Source organism: Novosphingobium sp. B-7 (assembly GCF_000410615.1).
Taxonomy (GTDB): Bacteria; Pseudomonadota; Alphaproteobacteria; order Sphingomonadales; family Sphingomonadaceae; genus Novosphingobium; species Novosphingobium capsulatum.
This window is the reverse complement of the sequence record NZ_KE148388.1, coordinates 3807-6158: the sequence shown is the minus strand read 5'-3', so window position 1 is coordinate 6158 and position 2352 is coordinate 3807. Positions and strand designations below refer to the sequence as shown.

Annotated in this window: 1 protein-coding gene and 1 pseudogene; both read left to right on the top strand. The window is 64.8% G+C overall.

Features of this window, described 5'->3' with window-relative positions:
• Positions 1-193: pseudogene (locus H926_RS33470) on the top strand (tRNA(Ile)-lysidine synthetase); the annotation flags it as partial.
• A gap of 115 nt (positions 194-308) precedes the next feature.
• The gene (ftsH, locus tag H926_RS0116270) at positions 309-2261 is read left to right on the top strand and encodes an ATP-dependent zinc metalloprotease FtsH (protein ID WP_022677261.1); all 1953 of its coding nucleotides are present in this window, start codon (positions 309-311) and stop codon (positions 2259-2261) included.
• Positions 2262-2352 lie beyond the last annotated feature (91 nt).

Below are 2352 nucleotides of genomic sequence, written 5' to 3'. Positions count from 1 at the left end.
GGCACTGGCCCTGCGCGTGCTGGAGCTGGTGCTGCAGGCGATGGGGGCCACGCCTGTGCCGCGCGGCGCCGAACTGGCGCGCTGGCATGCCGCGCTAGCGGCCGGGCAAGTGGCGACGCTGGCCGGCTTGCGTGGCAAGGGGAATGGGGCAACCTGGCAGTTTTTGCGCGTTCCGCCCCATCGCACGGGGTGAAAAGCGCCGCATTTGTGCCGTTATTGCCACCTTGGACAGCATGGGCACGATTCGGCAACTTGCCATTCAGCGGATCGCACCTACCTTCCCTGTCTGAAAGGATTGCGTGACGCCCATGAACGATGACCAGCCGCAGGGTAATCCCTGGATCAAGAGTCTACTGGTGTGGGGAGGCATCTTCCTTGCGCTATTGCTGGTGGTCTCGATGTTCGGGGCGCGCGGAGATGCTTCGGGCACGCAGATCGGCTATTCCGATTTCCGCGCCCGCGTGGCCGAAGGCGCCGTTCGCGACGTGCAGATCGGCGCGGACAAGATCACCGGCACCCTGAAGAACGACCAGACGTTCACCACCACCCCGGTGGATGGTGACAAGGATCTGCTACCCAAGTTGTTGCAGGATAACAACGTGCCCTACACCGGCAAGGCGCAGGAAGAACCCAACATGCTGGTCTGGGTGCTGGCGCAGTCGCTGCCGTTCCTGCTGATCTTGGGCGTGGCGTTCTTCGCCCTGCGCCAGGTGCAGAAGGGTGGCGGTTCGGGCGCGATGGGCTTTGGCAAGTCCAAGGCCAAGCTTTTGACCGAGCGTTCGGGCCGAGTGACGTTCGATGACGTTGCTGGCATCGACGAAGCGCGCGAGGAACTGCAGGAAATCGTGGAATTCCTGCGCGATCCCAGCCGCTTTTCCAAGCTCGGCGGGCAGATTCCCAAGGGCGCGCTGCTGGTCGGTTCGCCCGGCACCGGCAAGACCCTGCTGGCCCGCGCCATCGCGGGTGAAGCAGGCGTGCCGTTCTTCACCATTTCCGGTTCGGACTTTGTCGAAATGTTCGTGGGCGTCGGCGCCAGCCGCGTGCGCGACATGTTCGAGCAGGCCAAGAAGAATGCGCCGTGCATCGTCTTCATCGACGAAATCGACGCGGTCGGCCGCCATCGTGGCCACGGCCTGGGCAATTCCAATGACGAGCGCGAGCAGACGCTGAACCAGCTGCTGGTGGAAATGGATGGTTTCGAGGCCAACGAAGGCATCATCATCATCGCTGCCACCAACCGCCCCGACGTGCTCGATCCCGCGCTGCTGCGTCCCGGCCGGTTTGACCGACAGGTGGTGGTGCCGGTGCCCGATATCGAGGGCCGCGAAAAGATCCTGGGCGTGCACATGAAGAAGGTGCCGCTGGCACCCGACGTGAACCCCCGCGTGATCGCACGCGGCACCCCCGGCTTTTCGGGTGCGGACCTGGCCAACCTGGTCAACGAAGCCGCCCTGCTGGCCGCGCGCCGCAACAAGCGCCTGGTCGCCATGCAGGAATTCGAAGACGCCAAGGACAAGGTGATGATGGGCGCGGAACGCCGCTCCATGGTCATGACCGAAGACGAAAAGAAGATGACCGCCTATCACGAGGCCGGCCATGCCATCGTCTCGGTGTTCGAACCGGCGTCTGACCCGATCCACAAGGCGACGATCATCCCGCGCGGCCGCGCGCTGGGCATGGTCATGCGCCTGCCCGAGCGGGACAGCTATTCCTATCACCGCGACAAGATGCACGCGAACCTGTCGGTTTCGATGGGCGGGCGCGTGGCCGAAGAAATCATCTTTGGCCATGACAAGGTGTCGTCGGGCGCATCGGGCGACATCCAGTATGCCACGGGCCTGGCGCGTTCGATGGTGACCAAGTGGGGCATGTCGGAAAAGCTTGGGCCGCTGCAGTATGAAGACCAGCAGGAAGGCTATCTCGGCATGGGCGGTTCGGCCCGCATGATGGCCTCGGAAGAGACCAACAAGCTGATCGACAGCGAAATCCGTGCGCTGGTCGACCAGGGCTATGCCCGCGCGGTCGACATCCTGCGCGCCAATGAAGACAAGCTGCACGTGCTGGCCCAGGCGCTGCTGGAATATGAAACGCTGACCGGTGACGAGATCAAGATCCTCGTCGATGGCGGCCAGCTGGAACGCCCGGAAACCTTTGGTGGTCCGGCCCGGCCGATCGCCGCACCCGGTGCCACGGTGCCGCGCGCCGGCCGCCGCTTCCTGGGCGGTGGCAGCAATGGCGGGCTGCAGCCGCAGGGCGCCTGAACGCGTATGATCCTCCCCGCCTCGCGGGGAGGTGGCGGGCCGCAAGGCCCGACGGAGGGGCGGGCTTGGCGCTCGCCCCTTCCTTTCTTCT